The 16257-nt window shown below is 64.9% G+C and carries 17 protein-coding genes and 4 tRNA genes; 12 read left to right on the plus strand and 9 right to left on the minus strand.

Annotated features, from left to right (window positions below; genetic code table 11):
• Positions 1-211 precede the first annotated feature (211 nt).
• The 8 genes from CH278_RS11150 to CH278_RS11185 all read right to left on the minus strand — a co-directional run bounded on the left by CH278_RS11150 (position 212) and on the right by CH278_RS11185 (position 7298).
• The gene (locus CH278_RS11150) at positions 212-1237 is read right to left on the minus strand and encodes an NUDIX hydrolase (RefSeq protein ID WP_032365079.1); all 1026 of its coding nucleotides are present in this window, start codon (positions 1235-1237) and stop codon (positions 212-214) included.
• On the minus strand, positions 1237-2361 hold the full coding sequence (locus CH278_RS11155) for a glycosyltransferase family 4 protein (protein WP_032365078.1): 1125 nt from the start codon (positions 2359-2361) through the stop codon (positions 1237-1239). The genes CH278_RS11150 and CH278_RS11155 overlap by 1 nt, the downstream gene beginning before the upstream one ends.
• Positions 2358-3263: a phosphatidylinositol mannoside acyltransferase gene (locus CH278_RS11160; RefSeq protein ID WP_032370467.1), complete on the minus strand. Its 906-nt coding sequence runs from the start codon at positions 3261-3263 to the stop codon at positions 2358-2360. Before CH278_RS11160 ends, CH278_RS11155 begins: the two co-directional genes overlap by 4 nt.
• Positions 3260-3943, minus strand: a complete 684-nt coding sequence (pgsA, locus tag CH278_RS11165; protein WP_027496936.1) for a phosphatidylinositol phosphate synthase — start codon at positions 3941-3943, stop codon at positions 3260-3262. Before pgsA ends, CH278_RS11160 begins: the two co-directional genes overlap by 4 nt.
• 25 nt (positions 3944-3968) lie before the next feature.
• Positions 3969-4523 carry an HIT family protein gene (locus CH278_RS11170; RefSeq protein WP_032365076.1) on the minus strand — a complete coding sequence of 185 codons (555 nt, stop codon included), beginning with the start codon at positions 4521-4523 and terminating at the stop codon, positions 3969-3971.
• 1 nt (position 4524) lies between these two features.
• Positions 4525-6585, minus strand: a complete 2061-nt coding sequence (gene thrS, locus CH278_RS11175) for a threonine--tRNA ligase (protein ID WP_032365075.1) — start codon at positions 6583-6585, stop codon at positions 4525-4527.
• 101 nt (positions 6586-6686) lie between these two features.
• Positions 6687-7079: a TIGR02611 family protein gene (locus CH278_RS11180; RefSeq protein WP_094621941.1), complete on the minus strand. Its 393-nt coding sequence runs from the start codon at positions 7077-7079 to the stop codon at positions 6687-6689.
• Positions 7080-7226: 147 nt separating this feature from the next.
• A tRNA-Val gene (locus CH278_RS11185) sits at positions 7227-7298 on the minus strand.
• A gap of 265 nt (positions 7299-7563) precedes the next feature.
• Between CH278_RS11185 and CH278_RS11190 the strand changes: the two genes are divergently transcribed.
• The 7 genes from CH278_RS11190 to CH278_RS11215 all read left to right on the plus strand — a co-directional run bounded on the left by CH278_RS11190 (position 7564) and on the right by CH278_RS11215 (position 10007).
• Positions 7564-7635: transfer RNA gene (locus tag CH278_RS11190), tRNA-Gly, on the plus strand.
• Positions 7636-7652: 17 nt separating this feature from the next.
• Positions 7653-7723, plus strand: a tRNA-Cys gene (locus CH278_RS11195).
• Between the two features lie 38 nt (positions 7724-7761).
• A tRNA-Val gene (locus tag CH278_RS11200) sits at positions 7762-7836 on the plus strand.
• A gap of 126 nt (positions 7837-7962) precedes the next feature.
• A complete protein-coding gene (locus CH278_RS11205; RefSeq protein ID WP_032370466.1) occupies positions 7963-8313 on the plus strand; it encodes a hypothetical protein in 351 nt (116 codons plus the stop codon).
• Entirely contained in the window at positions 8306-9013 is a 708-nt protein-coding gene (locus tag CH278_RS11210) for an alpha/beta hydrolase family protein (protein WP_032370465.1), read from the plus strand. Before CH278_RS11205 ends, CH278_RS11210 begins: the two co-directional genes overlap by 8 nt.
• A gap of 17 nt (positions 9014-9030) precedes the next feature.
• Complete coding sequence (locus CH278_RS27965; protein WP_032382104.1) at positions 9031-9483, plus strand: hypothetical protein; 453 nt, start codon at positions 9031-9033, stop codon at positions 9481-9483.
• A complete protein-coding gene (locus CH278_RS11215) occupies positions 9480-10007 on the plus strand; it encodes a GNAT family N-acetyltransferase (protein WP_256991957.1) in 528 nt (175 codons plus the stop codon). The genes CH278_RS27965 and CH278_RS11215 overlap by 4 nt, the downstream gene beginning before the upstream one ends.
• A gap of 21 nt (positions 10008-10028) precedes the next feature.
• On the opposite strand, the gene zapE is transcribed toward CH278_RS11215, so the two are convergent.
• Positions 10029-11042, minus strand: a complete 1014-nt coding sequence (gene zapE, locus CH278_RS11220; RefSeq protein WP_032391468.1) for a cell division protein ZapE — start codon at positions 11040-11042, stop codon at positions 10029-10031.
• A 34-nt stretch (positions 11043-11076) separates the two neighbouring features.
• Between zapE and CH278_RS11225 the strand changes: the two genes are divergently transcribed.
• The 5 genes from CH278_RS11225 to CH278_RS11245 all read left to right on the plus strand — a co-directional run bounded on the left by CH278_RS11225 (position 11077) and on the right by CH278_RS11245 (position 16204).
• Entirely contained in the window at positions 11077-11862 is a 786-nt protein-coding gene (locus CH278_RS11225) for a pyrimidine reductase family protein (protein WP_032372512.1), read from the plus strand.
• A 48-nt stretch (positions 11863-11910) separates the two neighbouring features.
• Positions 11911-13485, plus strand: coding sequence for an alpha/beta fold hydrolase (locus CH278_RS11230; RefSeq protein WP_032365068.1), 1575 nt, complete (start codon positions 11911-11913; stop codon positions 13483-13485).
• A gap of 47 nt (positions 13486-13532) precedes the next feature.
• Positions 13533-14810 (plus strand): glycosyltransferase family 87 protein, encoded by a 1278-nt coding sequence (locus CH278_RS11235; protein WP_371832503.1) that lies wholly within the window; start codon positions 13533-13535, stop codon positions 14808-14810.
• 27 nt (positions 14811-14837) lie between these two features.
• Positions 14838-15266 carry a peptide-methionine (R)-S-oxide reductase MsrB gene (gene msrB, locus CH278_RS11240; RefSeq protein WP_027496925.1) on the plus strand — a complete coding sequence of 143 codons (429 nt, stop codon included), beginning with the start codon at positions 14838-14840 and terminating at the stop codon, positions 15264-15266.
• A gap of 125 nt (positions 15267-15391) precedes the next feature.
• Positions 15392-16204 (plus strand): polysaccharide pyruvyl transferase family protein, encoded by an 813-nt coding sequence (locus CH278_RS11245; protein WP_094621921.1) that lies wholly within the window; start codon positions 15392-15394, stop codon positions 16202-16204.
• Positions 16205-16257 lie beyond the last annotated feature (53 nt).

Raw genomic sequence — 16257 nt, forward strand, 5'->3', positions numbered from 1 at the left:
GATCCAGTGGAAGCAGCGGGCGAATTGGGGGCGTGTGGGGTACTCAAGCCAACTCCTGTGTTCTCGGCAGTCCGGATCTTCGCGCAGAGCCGCTGCCCTGCCCGCGAAGGGGCGGGCCGGCGCGGCGACGCGCCCAGAACTGTAGGCCGCTACCGCGTCGTTTCCCATAACCACTTGACGATTGCTGGACTGGTCGGAAAGGTCCAGATTGTCAGCGGATGGCCCTGACGTCCGGGTCGCCGCGTCGCGCGAGCGCTACGTTGACCTCGTCGAGAAGTTCGGCCAGATCCTGTGGATACACGTTTTCGCCGACCGCACTCAGCGCCCGGATGTCTGCCTCGGTACACCAGCGATGCCCGGTGACGGTTCGTCGCTCGAAGTCCGTGAACCCGGCACTCTCGGGCTCGAACTCCTGCGTCCGATGCGCGAAGAACAGTTCCTCGGACCGGATCAACGTTCCGTTGAACGGGAAGGTCGCAACTCGACGCCACAGCGGTCCGCGCAGGTCGGACGCGTCGACGGTCAGGCCGGTCTCCTCGTGCACTTCGCGTACCGCTGCCTCGCGAAGGGACTCCCCCTTTTCGACCGCACCTCCGATGGTGAACCAGAAGAACGTCTCGGGCACCGTGGGGTCGTGTCCACGCAGGAGCAGGACACGGCCACGCTCGTCGAGCAACACCACCCGCGCAGAGGTACGCGGCGTCGCCCGAGTCTCACTACCGAACGTTGCCGCGGCCGAGCGCTCCGCGATCTCGAAGTACGACGGCAGGGCGGCGGTGCCGCCGAGATGCAGCCACCGGACCGGACGGCGTACCCGTAGAGCGAGGGTGTCTCGGACGGCGTCGTTGTGGAAGCGTCGTGCGATCAACACGCGTGCTTCCGCGTCGGCGAGTTCGGCGACAAGTTGTGGTGGCAGAGCGGCCGGTTCGACGACGGCGAGTGCCATGGACACCGCGTTCTCCGCTTCCTCCCGCTGCGACCGGTCGGCGCGTTCGGCTCGATCTGCCAGTGCAGCAAGCTCTTTGCTCGACGACACCGAGCCCCGGGTGGCGGCCGACACGGCTCGCGCGACGACGGCTCGGCGCGCGAGTGCGGCGTCGAGGGCCTGCCAGGCGAGGTCGGTGCGAACGTGGAGCCGATCGAGTCGGTTGGCGGTTCCGTAGGCCCACAGCCCGACGACGAGGATCAGAACCGCGATCAGTCCGAGAACCAGGATGGTGACGGCAGACAGTGTCATCAGCTCGCGGCTCGCACTTTCTGTCCGCCGAGGGTGACCGTCTCGTACACGCGCAGGATCTGCTCGGCGACAACAGGCCAGTCGTACGTGGACACGGCCGCCGAGGCGGCGTCGACGAGACGCTCGCGGACGGCGTCGTCGGACAGAATGGAGGTGACGGCTGCCGCGAGGGCCGCGGAATCGTCGATCGGAACCAGCAGGCCACATGCGCCGTCGCGTAGGACCCGACGGAAAGCGTCCAGTTCGCTTGCCACCACGGGGGTTCCGGCTGCCATCGCCTCCACCAGAACGATGCCGAAGCTTTCGCCGCCGAGGTTGGGGGCGCAATACACGTCGGCGCTACGCATCGCGGAAGCCTTCGTCGCGTCGTCCACCTGGCCGAGGAAGGTCAGATGCGAGGCCAGCGCGCCTGCTTCCTTGCGGAGCTTGTCCTCGTCGCCCCTGCCGACGATGAGAATTTCGATGTCGGGGTGAGATTCGACGAGGGCCGGTAGCGCGCCCAGCAGCACGGCCATTCCCTTGCGCGGTTCGTCGAAGCGGCCCAGGAACAGCACTGTCCGGCCCGGACGCGGATAGCCGTCGAGCACGTCTGCGTCGGCGAACGCCGGCACGTCGACTCCGTTCGGAATTTCGACCGCATCGGACCCGAGCGCCTCGACCTGCCATCGCCGCGCCAACTCGGACACGGCGATCCGACCGCTGATCTTCTCGTGATAGGGCCGCAGCACGCCCTGGAACGTGCTGAGCACGAGAGACTTGGTGGTCGACGTGTGGAACGTGGCCACGATCGGGCCGTCCGCGGCCTTGAGTGCGAGCATCGACAGACTCGGCGCATTGGGCTCGTGAATGTGCAGCACGTCGAAGTCGTTCTCCGAGATCCACTTTCGGATCCGTGAGTACGTCACCGGGCCGAATCGCAGCCGGGCGACCGACCCGTTGTACGGAATGGCCAGCGCCTCACCGGCAGACACCACGAATTCGGGGAGCTCGACACCCTCCGAGGCAGGGGCCAGCACACTGACCCGGTGACCGCGCTCGATGAAGACCTCGGCCAACTGCTGGACGTGGGCCTGCACTCCGCCCGGCACGTCGAACGAGTACGGGCACACCATGCCGATTCTCATGTGCCCTCGATTCGGGCCCGGCGCTCTGCCGACCAGTCGCTCATCCACAGCGGCTGCAGCATGTGCCAATCGGCGGGATGAGCGCGTATACCGGCGGCGAAATGATCCGCAACCGTCTGGGTCGCAGCGGCTACTCCCTGCGAGACGTCCACCGCGGGCGAGATGTCGAATCCCCAACCGTCGCCGTCGAAATAGCCGTGTACCGGGAGCAGCGTGGCACCGGTGTCGATGGCGAGCTTGGCCGCACCCGCCGGCATTCGTGTCGGTTCCCCGAAGAAGGTCACCGGTACTCCGTGCTTGGCCAGGTCTCGTTCGCCGAGCAGGCAGACCACCTTGTTCTGGCGCAGTCTGTCGGACAACGCGAGCAGGGGCGGTTGCTCGCCGCCGCTGAGCGGAAAGATCTCGAATCCCAGGCTCTCGCGATACGCCACGAAGCGTTGGTACAGCGACTCCGGCTTCAGCCTCTCGGCCACGGTCGACAGGCCACCGTGCGTCCGTACCAACCACATTCCGGCCATGTCCCAGTTGCCGCTGTGCGGTAGTGCGAGCACCACTCCCTTGCCGGCACCGAGCGCCGCTTCGAGATGTTCCTTGCCGTACACGCACCGATCGATGACGGCCGCCTGAGCGGCCAGGTCCATGGACGGCAGCCGGAATGCCTCACGCCAGTACCGGGCGTAGGAGCGAACACTGTCTCGGATCAGGTCATCCGGGACCTGCTCCGCCGTGGTCCCCAGCACCCGAGCGAGATTGCGGCGCAGCTGATCCGGGCCGCCATTACGGGACGAGGCGAAGTCGGCACCGCGGTCGAACAACCGACGGGCGACACCCTCGGGTAACGACCGGACGAGACGCCACCCCGCGGCGTACCCGGCGTCGGACGCGCGTTCCGACAGATTCATGTCGGCTCCACACCGCCGTCGTCGGAGACCGACGGAGCCGGCGGCACGATGATGTCGCGGGCACCCTCGGATCCGCGGACGGCGAGCACTCGTTGGAACACGGTCACGATGCTCAGCGCGGCAAGAATCCACATTGCGGGATAGATGAGACTGTCCAGCCACGGAATGTCGAAATGTCTTCCGACACCGGTGAGCCCGGCCCCGACCAGAACGATGACGAGGCGGTCGGGTCGTTCGATCCAACCACCGTCCGCGGACAGGCCGCTGGCCTCGGCGCGCGCTTTGGCGTACGAGATGACCTGCGAGGTGACCAGGCAGACGAGAGTGGCAACGAGCAGTAGCTTGTCGTTCTCGGAATACACGGCCCACCAGGCCAAGCCGCCGAATATCGCGCCGTCCGCAACGCGGTCGCACGTCGCGTCGAGAACGGCACCGTATTTGGTGCCGCCTCCTCGTGCGCGAGCCATCGCGCCGTCGAGCATGTCGAACAGAACGAACAGGGTGATGACGATCGAGCCCCACCACAGGTAGCCGGCAGGGAACATCGTCACCGCAGCGGTCACTGTGACGACCGTGCCGATGATTGTCACCGAGTCCGGAGTCAGGCCGGTGCTGTTGAGCGCGCGGCCCAATGGGGCCGTCAACTTCGAGACCGGCGCACGGCCGAAGATGCTCAGCACGCCGCACGCTCCCCTTGCCGGTGGTTCATTCGTTCCAGGCCGAGGCAAGCAGGGCCCGAGTGTCGCGGAGCAGTTGCGGCATCACCTTGGCACCGCCGATCACCGTGATGAAGTTCGCGTCACCACCCCACCGCGGCACGATGTGCTGGTGCAGGTGCTCGGCCAGCGAACCGCCTGCAGCCGCCCCGAGGTTGAGGCCGACATTGAAACCGTGCGGGCTCGACACTCGCTTGATCACGCGAATCATCTTCTGCGTGAACGCCATCAGCTCCGAGCTCTCGGCGGGCGTGAGATCCTCGAGCGCCGCGACACGTCGGTACGGCACGATCATCGTGTGGCCGGGGTTGTACGGGTACAGGTTGAGTACGGCATACACCGATTCGCCGCGCGCGACGACCAGTCCGTCCTCGTCCGTCATCTTCGGGATGTCGGAGAACGGCTCGGTCGACTTCACCGAACCCTCCGCCGAACCCTGGGGGGCCTCGGCGATGTACGACATCCGATGGGGAGTCCACAATCGCTGCAGCCGATCCGGTTCACCGGCACCGGTGGCGACGATCGACTCGTCGTGTTCTTCCATGTCAGCTCACTCCGGCGGTACTGGTCTGCACAAGTTCGGCGGTCGGTGATGCGTTGTTTCGCGCGGCGATCCACTCGGTGATCACGGTCACGGCCTCCGCCACCGGAACCCCGTTGACCTGAGTGCCGTCCCGGAATCGGAAGCTGACGGCACCTGCTTCGACGTCTCGCTCGCCGGCCAGCAGCATGAACGGGACCTTCTGGGCTGTCTGATTGAAGATCTTCTTCTGCATCCGGTCGTCGCTCGCATCGACCTCGGCCCTGACTCCGCGCTTCTTCAGTTCCTTCACCACCGCGAAGAGGTGGTCCTGATGCACCTCGGCCACCGGAATTCCGACGACCTGTACGGGCGCCAGCCAGGCCGGGAAAGCACCGGCGTAGTGCTCGGTCAGCACACCGAAGAACCGCTCGATGGATCCGAACAGGGCACGGTGAATCATCACCGGGCGCTCCTTGGTACCACCGGAACCGGTGTACTCGAGCTCGAAACGCTCGGGCAGGTTGAAGTCGAGCTGAATGGTCGACATCTGCCAGGTGCGGCCGAGCGCATCCTTCGCCTGCACCGAGATCTTCGGACCGTAGAACGCGGCACCGCCCGGGTCGGGCACCAGATCCAGACCCGACGCCGCGGCCACCTCGGCGAGGGTGGTGGTCGCCTCTTCCCAAACTTCGTCGCTGCCGACGGACTTCTCAGGATTACGAGTCGACAGTTCGAGGTAGAAGTCGTCGAGTCCGTAGTCCTTGAGCAGCCCGAGAACGAATTCGAGGGTGCTGGTGAGCTCGCCGCGCATCTGGTCGCGAGTGCAGAAGATGTGCGCGTCGTCCTGGGTCATGCCGCGCACTCGGGTCAGACCGTGGATGACGCCGGACTTCTCGTAGCGGTACACCGAGCCGAACTCGAACAAGCGCAGCGGCAGTTCACGGTACGAGCGGCCGCGGGAGCGGAAGATCAGATTGTGCATCGGGCAGTTCATCGGCTTGAGGTAGTAATCCTGGCCGGGCTTGCGCACGTCGCCGTTCTCGTCGAGTTCGGCATCCAGGTGCATCGCCGGGAACATGCCGTCCCGGTACCAATCGAGGTGACCGGACACCTCGTACAGATGGCCTTTGGTGATGTGCGGGGTGTTGACGAACTCGTAGCCCTCTTCGATGTGGCGCTGACGTGAGTAGTTCTCGAGTTCGTTGCGGATCACGCCGCCCTTGGGGTGGAACACCGGAAGACCGGAACCCAGTTCGTCGGGAAAGCTGAACAGGTCCAACTCGGAACCGAGCTTGCGGTGATCACGACGTTCGGCTTCGGCGAGCAACTCGAGATGCGCATCGAGCGCCTCGGTGGACTCCCAGGCGGTGCCGTAGATGCGTTGCAGATCGGCGTTGTCCTGGTTGCCCCGCCAGTACGCAGCCGAGCTGCGGGTGAGCTTGAACGCCGGCACGTACTTGGTGGTGGGGATGTGCGGGCCGCGGCACAGATCGCCCCAGATGCGTTCACCGGTACGGGGATTGAGGTTGTCGTACGCGGTGAGCTCTCCCCCGCCGACTTCCATGACCTCGGGATCGTCGATCCCGGACTTGTCGTCGATCAGTTCGAGTTTGTAGGGCTCGTTCGCCAACTCTTCACGGGCCTGATCGACCGATTCGTACACCCGACGCGAGAACCGCTGCCCGGCCTTGACGATCTGCTTCATCTTCTTCTCGAGCGCAGTCAGATCCTCTGGGGTGAACGGCTGCTTCACGTCGAAGTCGTAGTAGAAGCCGTCCTTGATGAACGGGCCGATGCCCAGCTTGGCATCGGGGAAGAGCTCCTGAACGGCCTGAGCAAGAACGTGCGCAGCCGAATGCCTGATGACGCTTCGCCCGTCCTCGGTGTTCGCCGGGACCGGCTCGACCTCGGTATCGGAGTCTGGAGCCCACGACAGATCACGGAGCTTGCCCTCCGGATCTCGCACGACGACGATCGCGTCCGGACCCTTGTTCGGCAGACCGGTGTCGCGTAGCGCCGTACCTGCGGTCGTTCCTGCCTGCACCGAGATGCGGGCGGGCGAGACGGCGGCGACAACGGGCATGCTCACAGCGATGTACTCCTCGATCGGTTCATCTGGCCAGGAAGGCCTCCGACAGCCTATCGGCAACGGGCCACCGCGCGGCCCTCAGCGCGGCGCGTGCGTCACAAGGGACTCTCGAGCCAGGTCCAGTCGAGGCCGAACCAACCTCCGACCAGCGCGAAAGTGCCCAGAAGCCACAGTGTTGCGAGCACGACGACCGTCGTGAACAACACGCCGAGTCCCTTGACGACGATCGACTGCTTCGAGAACCAGGCCATGAACGCGTCGTACCTCTTGCGGACGAAGCGCAGCGCGCCCTTGGCCCACTCGAACTCCGAGGCCAGGATGCCCAGTCCTGCGAACACGATCAGCCAGCCGGGGCCGGGGTACGGAATGGCCAGCACACCCAACGCCAACACCAGAGCTCCGACGACACCGACAGTGATCCGGTAGGCGAGATCGAGCGACTTGTTCTCGGCGATGCGAGACCGAAACCGTCGATGCTTCTTCGCCAGCTGTTCTGCCGGACCACTCGAGTCCGCTGTGCTGGTCTTGCCGTCCGCCTCGCGGGACGTGGATCCGTCGGTGCTCACCGGGTCAGATTACCGGGACGGAACACGAAAAAGCCCGCACCGACAAGCGGTGCGGGCTTTCTTCGTCTGTGGTCCCGGCTGGGATCGAACCAGCGACCTTCCGCGTGTGAAGCGGACGCTCTTCCACTGAGCCACGGGACCGAACGAGGCAAAACATTAACACGAGGTGTCGCAGTGGATCGAATCGCCTGCTCCGGCTCGTCGATGTCGCATTCGACGCCTGCATCGAGCGCAGACCTCGCTCCCCCGGACCCGGCCCGACCCCATCTTTCACACGGTTCACAGCCGCCAGAGACCCGAATTCTGGGGCTGACCACGAGATTTGTGAGTTTCACTCCCGTTGGGTTAATGTTTTCCCCGCACCACGGAGACAGCAACTGCCCAGCAGTGATTGCCTCCGGGGTATGCGGATGTGGCGCAGTGGTAGCGCATCACCTTGCCAAGGTGAGGGTCGCGGGTTCGAATCCCGTCATCCGCTCGAGGGTCTCGACCCATGGTGGAGTGGCCGAGTGGTGAGGCAACGGCCTGCAAAGCCGTGCACACGGGTTCGATTCCCGTCTCCACCTCGCTAGTGCATCGGTTGTGAAGGCCGATGCGAGGACATGCGCGATTAGCTCAGCGGGAGAGCGCTTCCCTGACACGGAAGAGGTCACTGGTTCAATCCCAGTATCGCGCACCACAGTCAGAACAAAGGACCCCCTTTCGAGGGGGTCCTTTTTTGTGGCTTACCCAGTCTCGGTGGTGATTCACGCCATAGAAGTGCACAGTGGAGACGACGCACACACTTCGATGGAAGGACACTCACGTGTCGGACGATGCTCGCAGTGCACCCACGGACGAAACACCCACCGACACGGCCGGCCCCGGTAACGCGACCGACAGCGAAGAGCCTCAGGTCGACGACGCCACACTCGAAGAAGCGAAGAAATCGGTCGAGGGACTCGACGACCGATACCGACCCGGCGCTCGGCCCACTGTGGCTCTCCCCGGAACCAACGGCACCGTCGCGGGTACAGCCTTTGCCGACATGGTCGACGACAACGGTGAGATGGTGGATGCCGACGATCAGGATGCATCCGACAGCTCCGAAACAGACAGCACGGACACCGATCACGCCGGCAGCGACGAAAAGGTAACGTCCTCGACCGATGGCTGAACACGACGTTCCCGACGCCCCCGCCGACATCGAACTCGGCGGGGGCGTCGCGTTTCTTCACACGCCGCCGATCCCGTCGCGCGGAGGGCTCGCTCTCACTCACGGTGCGGGCGGCAACTGCGGGTCGGTGCTCCTACAGAACATTGCGTCGATGTGGGCGGCGGCCGGCTTCACGGTCTTGCGGTTCGACCTCCCGTTCCGAGTCCGCAAGGCCAAGGGTCCTCCGCATCCCTCCCGTTCCGAGGAGGACCGGATGGGGATCGCCGCGGCCGTCGATCGACTGCGTGCGGAAACCGACGGGTTCGTCGTGTTCGGCGGGCATTCGTACGGCGGCAGGCAGGGATCGATGATCGCGTCGGAGCAGCCGGGTCTCGTGGACGGTCTGGTGCTGACGTCCTATCCCCTGCACCCACCGGGAAAGCCCGACAAGCTTCGGACCCACCATCTGCCCGACCTACGTACCCCCACTGTTGTGCTGCACGGCACCAAGGATCCGTTCGCTACCACCGAAGAACTCGGGGCGGCGTTCGCGCTGGTTCCCGCGCCCACACTGCTGATCGACATCGACGGTGCAGGCCACGATCTCGCACCGGCGAAGTACGACGCAGCGCAGCGGACTCTCGATGCTGCTGTCTCACTGTTCGAGTCGCTGCCCGCCGATCGGCCGGGCGTCGTCCCGCTCTTCGACCCGTCACGCTGAAGTGGTGTACTGACGTTATGCCGACCTGGGGATGGTTCATCGTTGCGCTGGTCCTCGTCGATACCGCGGTGCTCGCGGCCTGGTTCCTCGCGCGTCGAAAGCCGGACAGATCGCGTGCCACGTCCCAGAGCTCGAAACTGGTAGGACTGGACGACGGTGCGCGAGCCGAAATTCACCAATTGTTGGCCGCCGACAAGAAGATTCAGGCCATCAAGGTCTTCCGTGATCGAACCGGTGCCGGATTGCTCGATGCCAAGAACGCAATCGAGACGATGCAACGCGGAGCACCGTTTCCTCCCCCGTCGACCATTCTCGATGCAGCGAGTTCGGGTCCCGTGCGATGGGACGACCTCCTCCCCCGATTGACGGCACTCAAATCGGAAGGCAAAGCGATTGCGGCGATCAAGCTGCTGCGCGATCGAACAGGGCTGTCGTTGCGGGACGCGAAGAATGCCGTCGATCAGCTGTGAGCGTTCGTGAGGCGGGCCCGGCGGATGCGCACCGAGTCGCCGACCTGGCCGCACTGACCTTCCCGTTGGCCTGCCCACCGGGAACGCAACCCGGTGATATCGAGACTTTCATCTCGAACGTGTTGTCTGCCAAGCACTTCGAGATGTACATCGTCGACCCGAACCGGACCGTACTGCTCGACGAGTCGGCTGAGGCACAGGTACTCGGATACGCGATGCTGGTGTTCGGCACTCCCACCGACTCCGGCATCCGCTCGGCGCTGTCCCACGAGCCGACGGTAGAGATCAGCAAGCTGTACGTCCGACCCACCGAACACGGCGGCGGAGTCGCAGCGCGCCTGATGACGTCGGCGCTGGACAGTGCTCGTCGGCACGGCTGCCGAGGGGCGTGGCTGGGCGTCAACCAACAGAACGTCCGCGCCCAGAAGTTCTATGCCAAACACGGATTCGAGATAGCCGGCACCAAGACGTTCGTCGTCGGCGACCGGACGCACGACGACTACGTCATGCAGGTGCAGCTCTGAGCCTGCCGCGACCGAAGCAGGTCAGCCGACGGCAGCAAAACGAGACAGCGCGAGCAGACGGGACGTCGCACGGAGGTACTTCTTCCGATAACCACCCGCGAGCATCTCCTCGGTGAAGATCTCGTCGAGCTTGCCACCCGAGGCCGTCACCGGAATACCCGCGTCGTACAGGCGGTCGGCGAGGACGACCAGTCGCAACGCAATTGCCTGATCGGAAGCCGGGTGCACGTTCTTCAGGAACACCGCGGGAATACCGTCCAGCAATTTGCCGTAGCGCGACGGGTGCAGCGTGCTCAGGTGCGCCAGCAGGTCGTCGAAGTCGTCCAGGGTCGCGCCCTCGATACCGTCGGCACGCTCGATGAGCTCGGCCTCCGACGTCGGCTCCGGGGCCGGCGGCAGATCGCGGTGCCGGTAATCGGGACCGTCGACGCGGACGGACTCGAAGATCGAACCGAGCTTCTTGATCTCCCGCAGGAAGTCCTCGGCTGCGAAGCGGCCTTCGCCGAGCTGGCCGGGCAGGGTGTTCGACGTCGCCACGATGGACACGCCGCGCTGCGAGAGCTCCGACAGCAGTCGCGAGACCAACATCGTGTCGCCCGGATCGTCGAGCTCGAACTCGTCGATGCACAGAACACTGTGGTTCGAGAGCTCTTCGAGAGCCTTGTTGAAGCCCAATGCACCGACGACGTGCGTCAACTCCACGAACGTGCCGAACGCCTTCGGTTCGGGGACGCTGTGATAGATCGAGGCCAGCAAGTGTGTCTTACCGACGCCGAAGCCGCCGTCGAGGTAGAGCCCCGCACCGGTGGCCGGGGTCTTCTTACCGAACAGTCCGCGCTTGCCCTTGCCGCGAATCTTCTGCACCTTGTTCGCGAATTCCTCGGCTTTCGCGACTGCAGCGGCCTGCGTCGGCTCCTTGGGATCGGGAATGTACGAGGAGAAGCTGACGTCGTCGAACATCGCCGGCGGAACCATCTGCGCGATCAGCTGATCGGAGGGGACCACGGGATTTCGGTCGACAAGGCGTGCGGGCATTGATCGAGCGTAACGACGTGGTCTCATGTGACTCATGCAGCTTCTCGATATTGGGACCTACTTCACATCGGAGCAGGCCGCCGCAGCGCTCCCCGCCGTCGGAACCGAAGTGGACGACGACGGTCTGCGATCCCTGTATGCCTACCCGACCGATGTGGGCCGACCGTGGATCCGTACCAACTTCGTCTCCAGTATCGACGGGTCCGTCACCTCCGACGGTGCCTCGGCCGGGCTGGGCACCCCGGCAGACACCCGGTTGTTCGGCATCCTGCGAGAGCTGTGCGATGCGGTGCTCGTCGGTGCCGGCACCGTGCGCGGAGAGAACTACGGCGGGGTCGCCCTGTCTCCCGATGTCATCTCTCGCCGGCAGGCGAACGGTCAGGAATCGGTGCCGACCATCGTGGTCGTCACCGCCTCCGGCTCCATCGATGCGCGGTCTCGCCTACTGACGGACACAGCGGTGATGCCGGTGGTGCTCACGTCCGCCGCGGCGGACCGCTCTGCGGTAGGCGAACTCCGGACGGCCGGGGCGACGGTGCTCGAGGTGTCCGGCGAATCGGTGTCGACCACCGACATTGTCGAGTCTCTGTCCCAGCTCGGGTTCGGTCGCGTGCTGTGCGAGGGCGGACCAGGACTGTTCGGTCAGCTGGTGTCCGACGGGGCGGCGGACGACGTGTGCCTGACGATCTCACCGAAGGTGATCAGTGGGCCTGCCGGCCGCATCGCCCATGCCGCACACGCCGCCGATACCTCCATGCAGCGCGCACTCGTGCTCGGCGACACCGACGGCACGCTGTTGACCCGCTGGGTGCGGCCGTGACGAGAGACGCGGGCGCGGCAGCGAAGCAAAAGTAGATAGCCTCGCACCGTGACGCAGAAACGTTCGTTGCTCGCCGCAGTACTCCTCGTCGCCACGGTCTGCGCGGCCTGTGGAGGCGGCCCGTCGATCCGTCCCGAAGTGGCGGTGGAGCAGCGCTCGCCCGGTCAGCCCGCCGAGTCGTCGCCAGAAACCCCGCCCGAACCGGCTGCACTCGCTGTTCCGACCACCGACCTCGATTGGTCCGAGTGCACCTCGGCCACCCTCGGAATGTTCGGGCTCACCGCCACCACGCCGGGCCTGACACTCGAATGCGGTGAGTACGAGGCCGATGTCGACGCCAGCGGTCAGATGTTCGGCACCTTCGCCGTCGGGGCGCTTCGGGCCACGCTCGACCGGACACCCGTCGATGCCGGGCCCCTGGTGTTCACGTCCGGTTCGGATCGTTCGTCCATCGCAACCTTGGCCACGATGGCCGCCGGCCCACTCGCCACGCTGCTCGAGGCACATCCGATCGTTGCCGTGGATCGCCGCGGCATCGGACGCTCGACGGCCGTGGACTGCATCGACGACACACCCCAGGCGCCTACCAAGGCTGCCGTCGATGCCCTGGGACAGTTCTCCAGATCCGACTCGGACTCCGTCGACCGCGCGGTCGACGCCGGACGAGACGCCACCATCGAATGCACCGACACCCTGCAGCCGCAGGAGCTCGCCTTCGGCACCGGGTACGCCGCGGACGATCTCGATCGGCTTCGACAGTTGTGGGGCGTGGACCGGATCGGCCTGATCGGAGCGGGAAACGGTTCTCTCACCGCCATGGCCTACGCCGCGAAGTTTCCCGACAACGTCGCGCGCCTGATCCTCGATTCGCCGACGGGCGTCAACGCCGACCAGGCAACGCTCGCCGAGCAGCGAACTCAGGGCAAGGAAGCGGCGTTCGCTGCCTTCGCACAGCGTTGCGTCGCGCTGAACTGCTCGCTCGGAAGTGACCCGACGGCCGCAGTGGCACAGTTGATCAAGCGCGCCGCCGGCGGCGAGTTCGCACCGCTGTCCACACACGAAGTTCTCGACGCGATCACCTTTGCCCTGGCTTCGACCGCGGGAGACGCGTCGACGCGGGCGAGAGATCTGTCCTCGACGCTTTCCGCTGCCGCCGCCTCCGACACGACTGCGCTCGCAGCGCTCGCCGAACGAGGCCGGGCGGCGTACGGCACCGACGGCCAGTTCGTCGCCCGCTGCACGGACGGGCAGCAGTGGCCTTCTCCGCAGGGCGTCCGCGACCTGGCAACGGGGTGGACCGACCGCTACCCGATCTACGGAACCGACGCTGCCCTGACGGCATTGCTGTGCTCGTCCTGGCCGACGGCTCCCTCCGTCCCACTACCCACCTCGCTGGACGTTCCGGTCCTGGTTCTGTCCAACGCCGGCGACCCGATCGTCGGCAACGGCGGCCTGTCCTCGGTCACCGGCCTGATCGGTGCGACGGGTGCCGCCGTCGCCTCCGCCGCCTGGCAGGGCAGCGGGCATCCGAGCATCGGCGGGTCGCAGTGCCTGCAGAGTGCTGCTGTCACTTACGCGCGAGACACGACGCTTCCGACCGACGGCACCGTCTGTCCGGCCTGACTCGACTCCTCGGAGGGCCGCGAAAGACACGGGCCCCGCGGGGTGTCCTGAACGGGCGCACCGACCGTCTCGGGTACCGTTCGCGGGTGTCACTTAGCTTTCTGGAGCCGCGTACCGGGCGGACCACCGCCGAAGTAATCAAGTACGCGCTCTGGCCGATCGCCATCATGACCGTCGTGCATCGGGTGGTGATCAGGGCGGTCAACGGCGATGTCACCAACGACTTCAACCCGGTGTACAACGCTGCTCTCGCGTTCCTCAACCGGCAGCCGGTGTACACCGCGAACTTCGATTCGGTCGATCCTCATTACCTGTACCAGCCGAGCGCGACGATGCTGCTCTCCCCCATCGCCATCATCGACCCGGAGCGCTCTCGCTGGCTGTTCATCCTTGCCAGCACCGTGGCCATCCTCGTCGCGCTGTACATCCTGCTGCGCATCTTCGGCTTCCGGTTGGACTCGGTGGCTGCACCCGCCCTGCTCCTGGCTGCCTTCGTCAGCGAGACGGTGACGAACACACTGGTGTTCACCAACTTCAACGGTTTCGTACTCCTCGGCGAAGTGGCGTTTCTCGGATTCCTGTTGCAGCGCAAGGATTTGTCCGCCGGTGTCGCGATGGGCTTGACCCTGGCGATCAAGCCGATGCTCGCACCACTGCTGCTGCTCCCCCTGATGACGAGACAGTGGAAGGTGTTCATCACCTCGATCGCCATCCCGGTGGTGATGATGGCCATTGCCTGGCCGTTGTCCGTCGATCCCATGAATTTCATCGATCGGACGCTGCCGTACCTGCTGCAGACGCGTGACTACTTCAACAGCGCTGTCGTTGGCAACGGCCGTTACTACGGAGTGCCCGAGTTCCTGACCCTCGGCATCCGCGCCGTCCTGGGCATCATGGTGTTGGTCTCGCTGTGGTTGCTCTACCGGTACTGCCGAGAAGATCGACTGTTCTTCTTCGCCACCACCTCCGGCCTGATCCTCACCGCGCACTGGCTGCTGGGCTCACTGGGCCAGATGTACTACTCGATGATGCTGTTCCCCTTGCTCATGACGGTCGTGCTCAGGAACTCGCTACTCCGGAACTGGCCGGCCTGGCTCGCGATCTACGGGTTCATGAACGCCGATCGTTGGTTGTCCGGACGGTGGATCGAAACCGGACGGGCCCTCGACTATCTCCGCACCACCTTCGGTTGGGCGCTGCTGATCGTCGTGATCTTCGGAGTGCTCGTCGGACGCTGGTTCGCCGCGAGAACAGAGGGACGGCTCGACGAGGGAATCGAGCCCAACTACCTGTTACCGACCGCGTCACCAGCGAAAACGGCATAACCCGGCAAATCGTATTAGCGTGTCAGCATGAGTTCAGCAACAGACAACAATGCCGCTCCGGCCGTCCAGCTCACCGACGCGCAGTGGCGGGAGAAGCTGACACCCGAGGAGTACGCGGTTCTGCGTCAGGCCGGTACCGAGCGCCCGGGCGTCGGCGAATACACCGACACCACCACCGAAGGCATCTACGAGTGCCGCGCCTGCGGAGCCGAACTGTTCCGCAGCACCGAGAAGTTCGAATCGCATTGCGGATGGCCGTCTTTCTTCGACCCGGCCGACAGCGACGCCGTCATCCTGAAAGAGGACACCACCCTCGGTATGCGCCGCGTCGAAGTCGTCTGCCGCAACTGCCACAGCCACCTCGGCCACGTCTTCGAGGGCGAGGGCTACCCCACCCCGACCGACCAGCGGTACTGCATCAACTCGATTTCTCTGGTGCTCAAGCCTGCATCCTGATCGGTCCGGACATCCCGGGGATCGCCGCGCACTCGGCGAACCTGCGCTGAGGATGCGTCGAAACCGAGCCGCGAACTCCGGAGATTACCTCTGCTTGACCCGATCGTTAGGGTAGCTTTGGGGTTGTGGCCACGTCGATCAAGACCTTCTGGTGGCGCCAGGTGAAAATCACCGGCGTCACACCCAATTTCGGTGACGAATTGACGCCGGGACTGGTCGGAACATTGTTCGGGCAGAAGTGTTCCTGGCGTCGCGCGAAGCGCTGCGACATGATCGGGGCAGGTTCCACCCTGGAAATGGTCCAGCTCATGCAGGCCCGGAAGGGTCTCAAGGTCTGGGGCTCGGGTTTCATGCTCAGTGACGCCGCCCACGAACGAGACTTCAGCTACCCCGATTTCGACTTCTACGCGGTTCGCGGACATCTGTCGCTGGGACGCATCAAGTCCGAGCGCGAGGTCGCGGTCGGGGACCCCGGGCTGCTGGCGAACAGAGTCTATGCACGCTCCCCACGTGTACCCGGCCGGATCGGCCTCGTCTACCACTGGGTGCACAAGAAGGATCCCGTAGTGCGCTCGCTTGCGCGAGACAAGAGCGTCACGTTGATCGACCCGTCCAGAAAGCCGGCCAAGGTCATCGCCGACATCACTGCATGTGACTTCGTGATGTCCACGAGTCTGCACGGGTTGATCGTCGCAGACTCGTACGGCATCCCCAACGCATGGATAAAGCTGCCGCAAGACATAGGCGGCAACGGATACAAATTCGCCGATTACTACTCTGCTTTCGACCGACAAGCTGTCCAGCATTCGTCGGACCTTGCGCGAGATCACGATCGAATGGCGCAGCTACAGCACGAATATCGGCCGGTCCCGAATCTGAAAAAAATTCAGGACAAGCTGATCGGGGCCTTTCCGTTCGCTCCGCCCCACACAGCTTGAATTCGACTGGCCGAAACCCGAGCCGGTCATCGTTCGCTCCCACACGATCGCTT

The sequence above is a fragment of the Rhodococcus sp. 05-2254-5 genome (genome assembly GCF_002258575.1).
GTDB lineage: Bacteria > Actinomycetota > Actinomycetes > Mycobacteriales > Mycobacteriaceae > Rhodococcoides > Rhodococcoides fascians.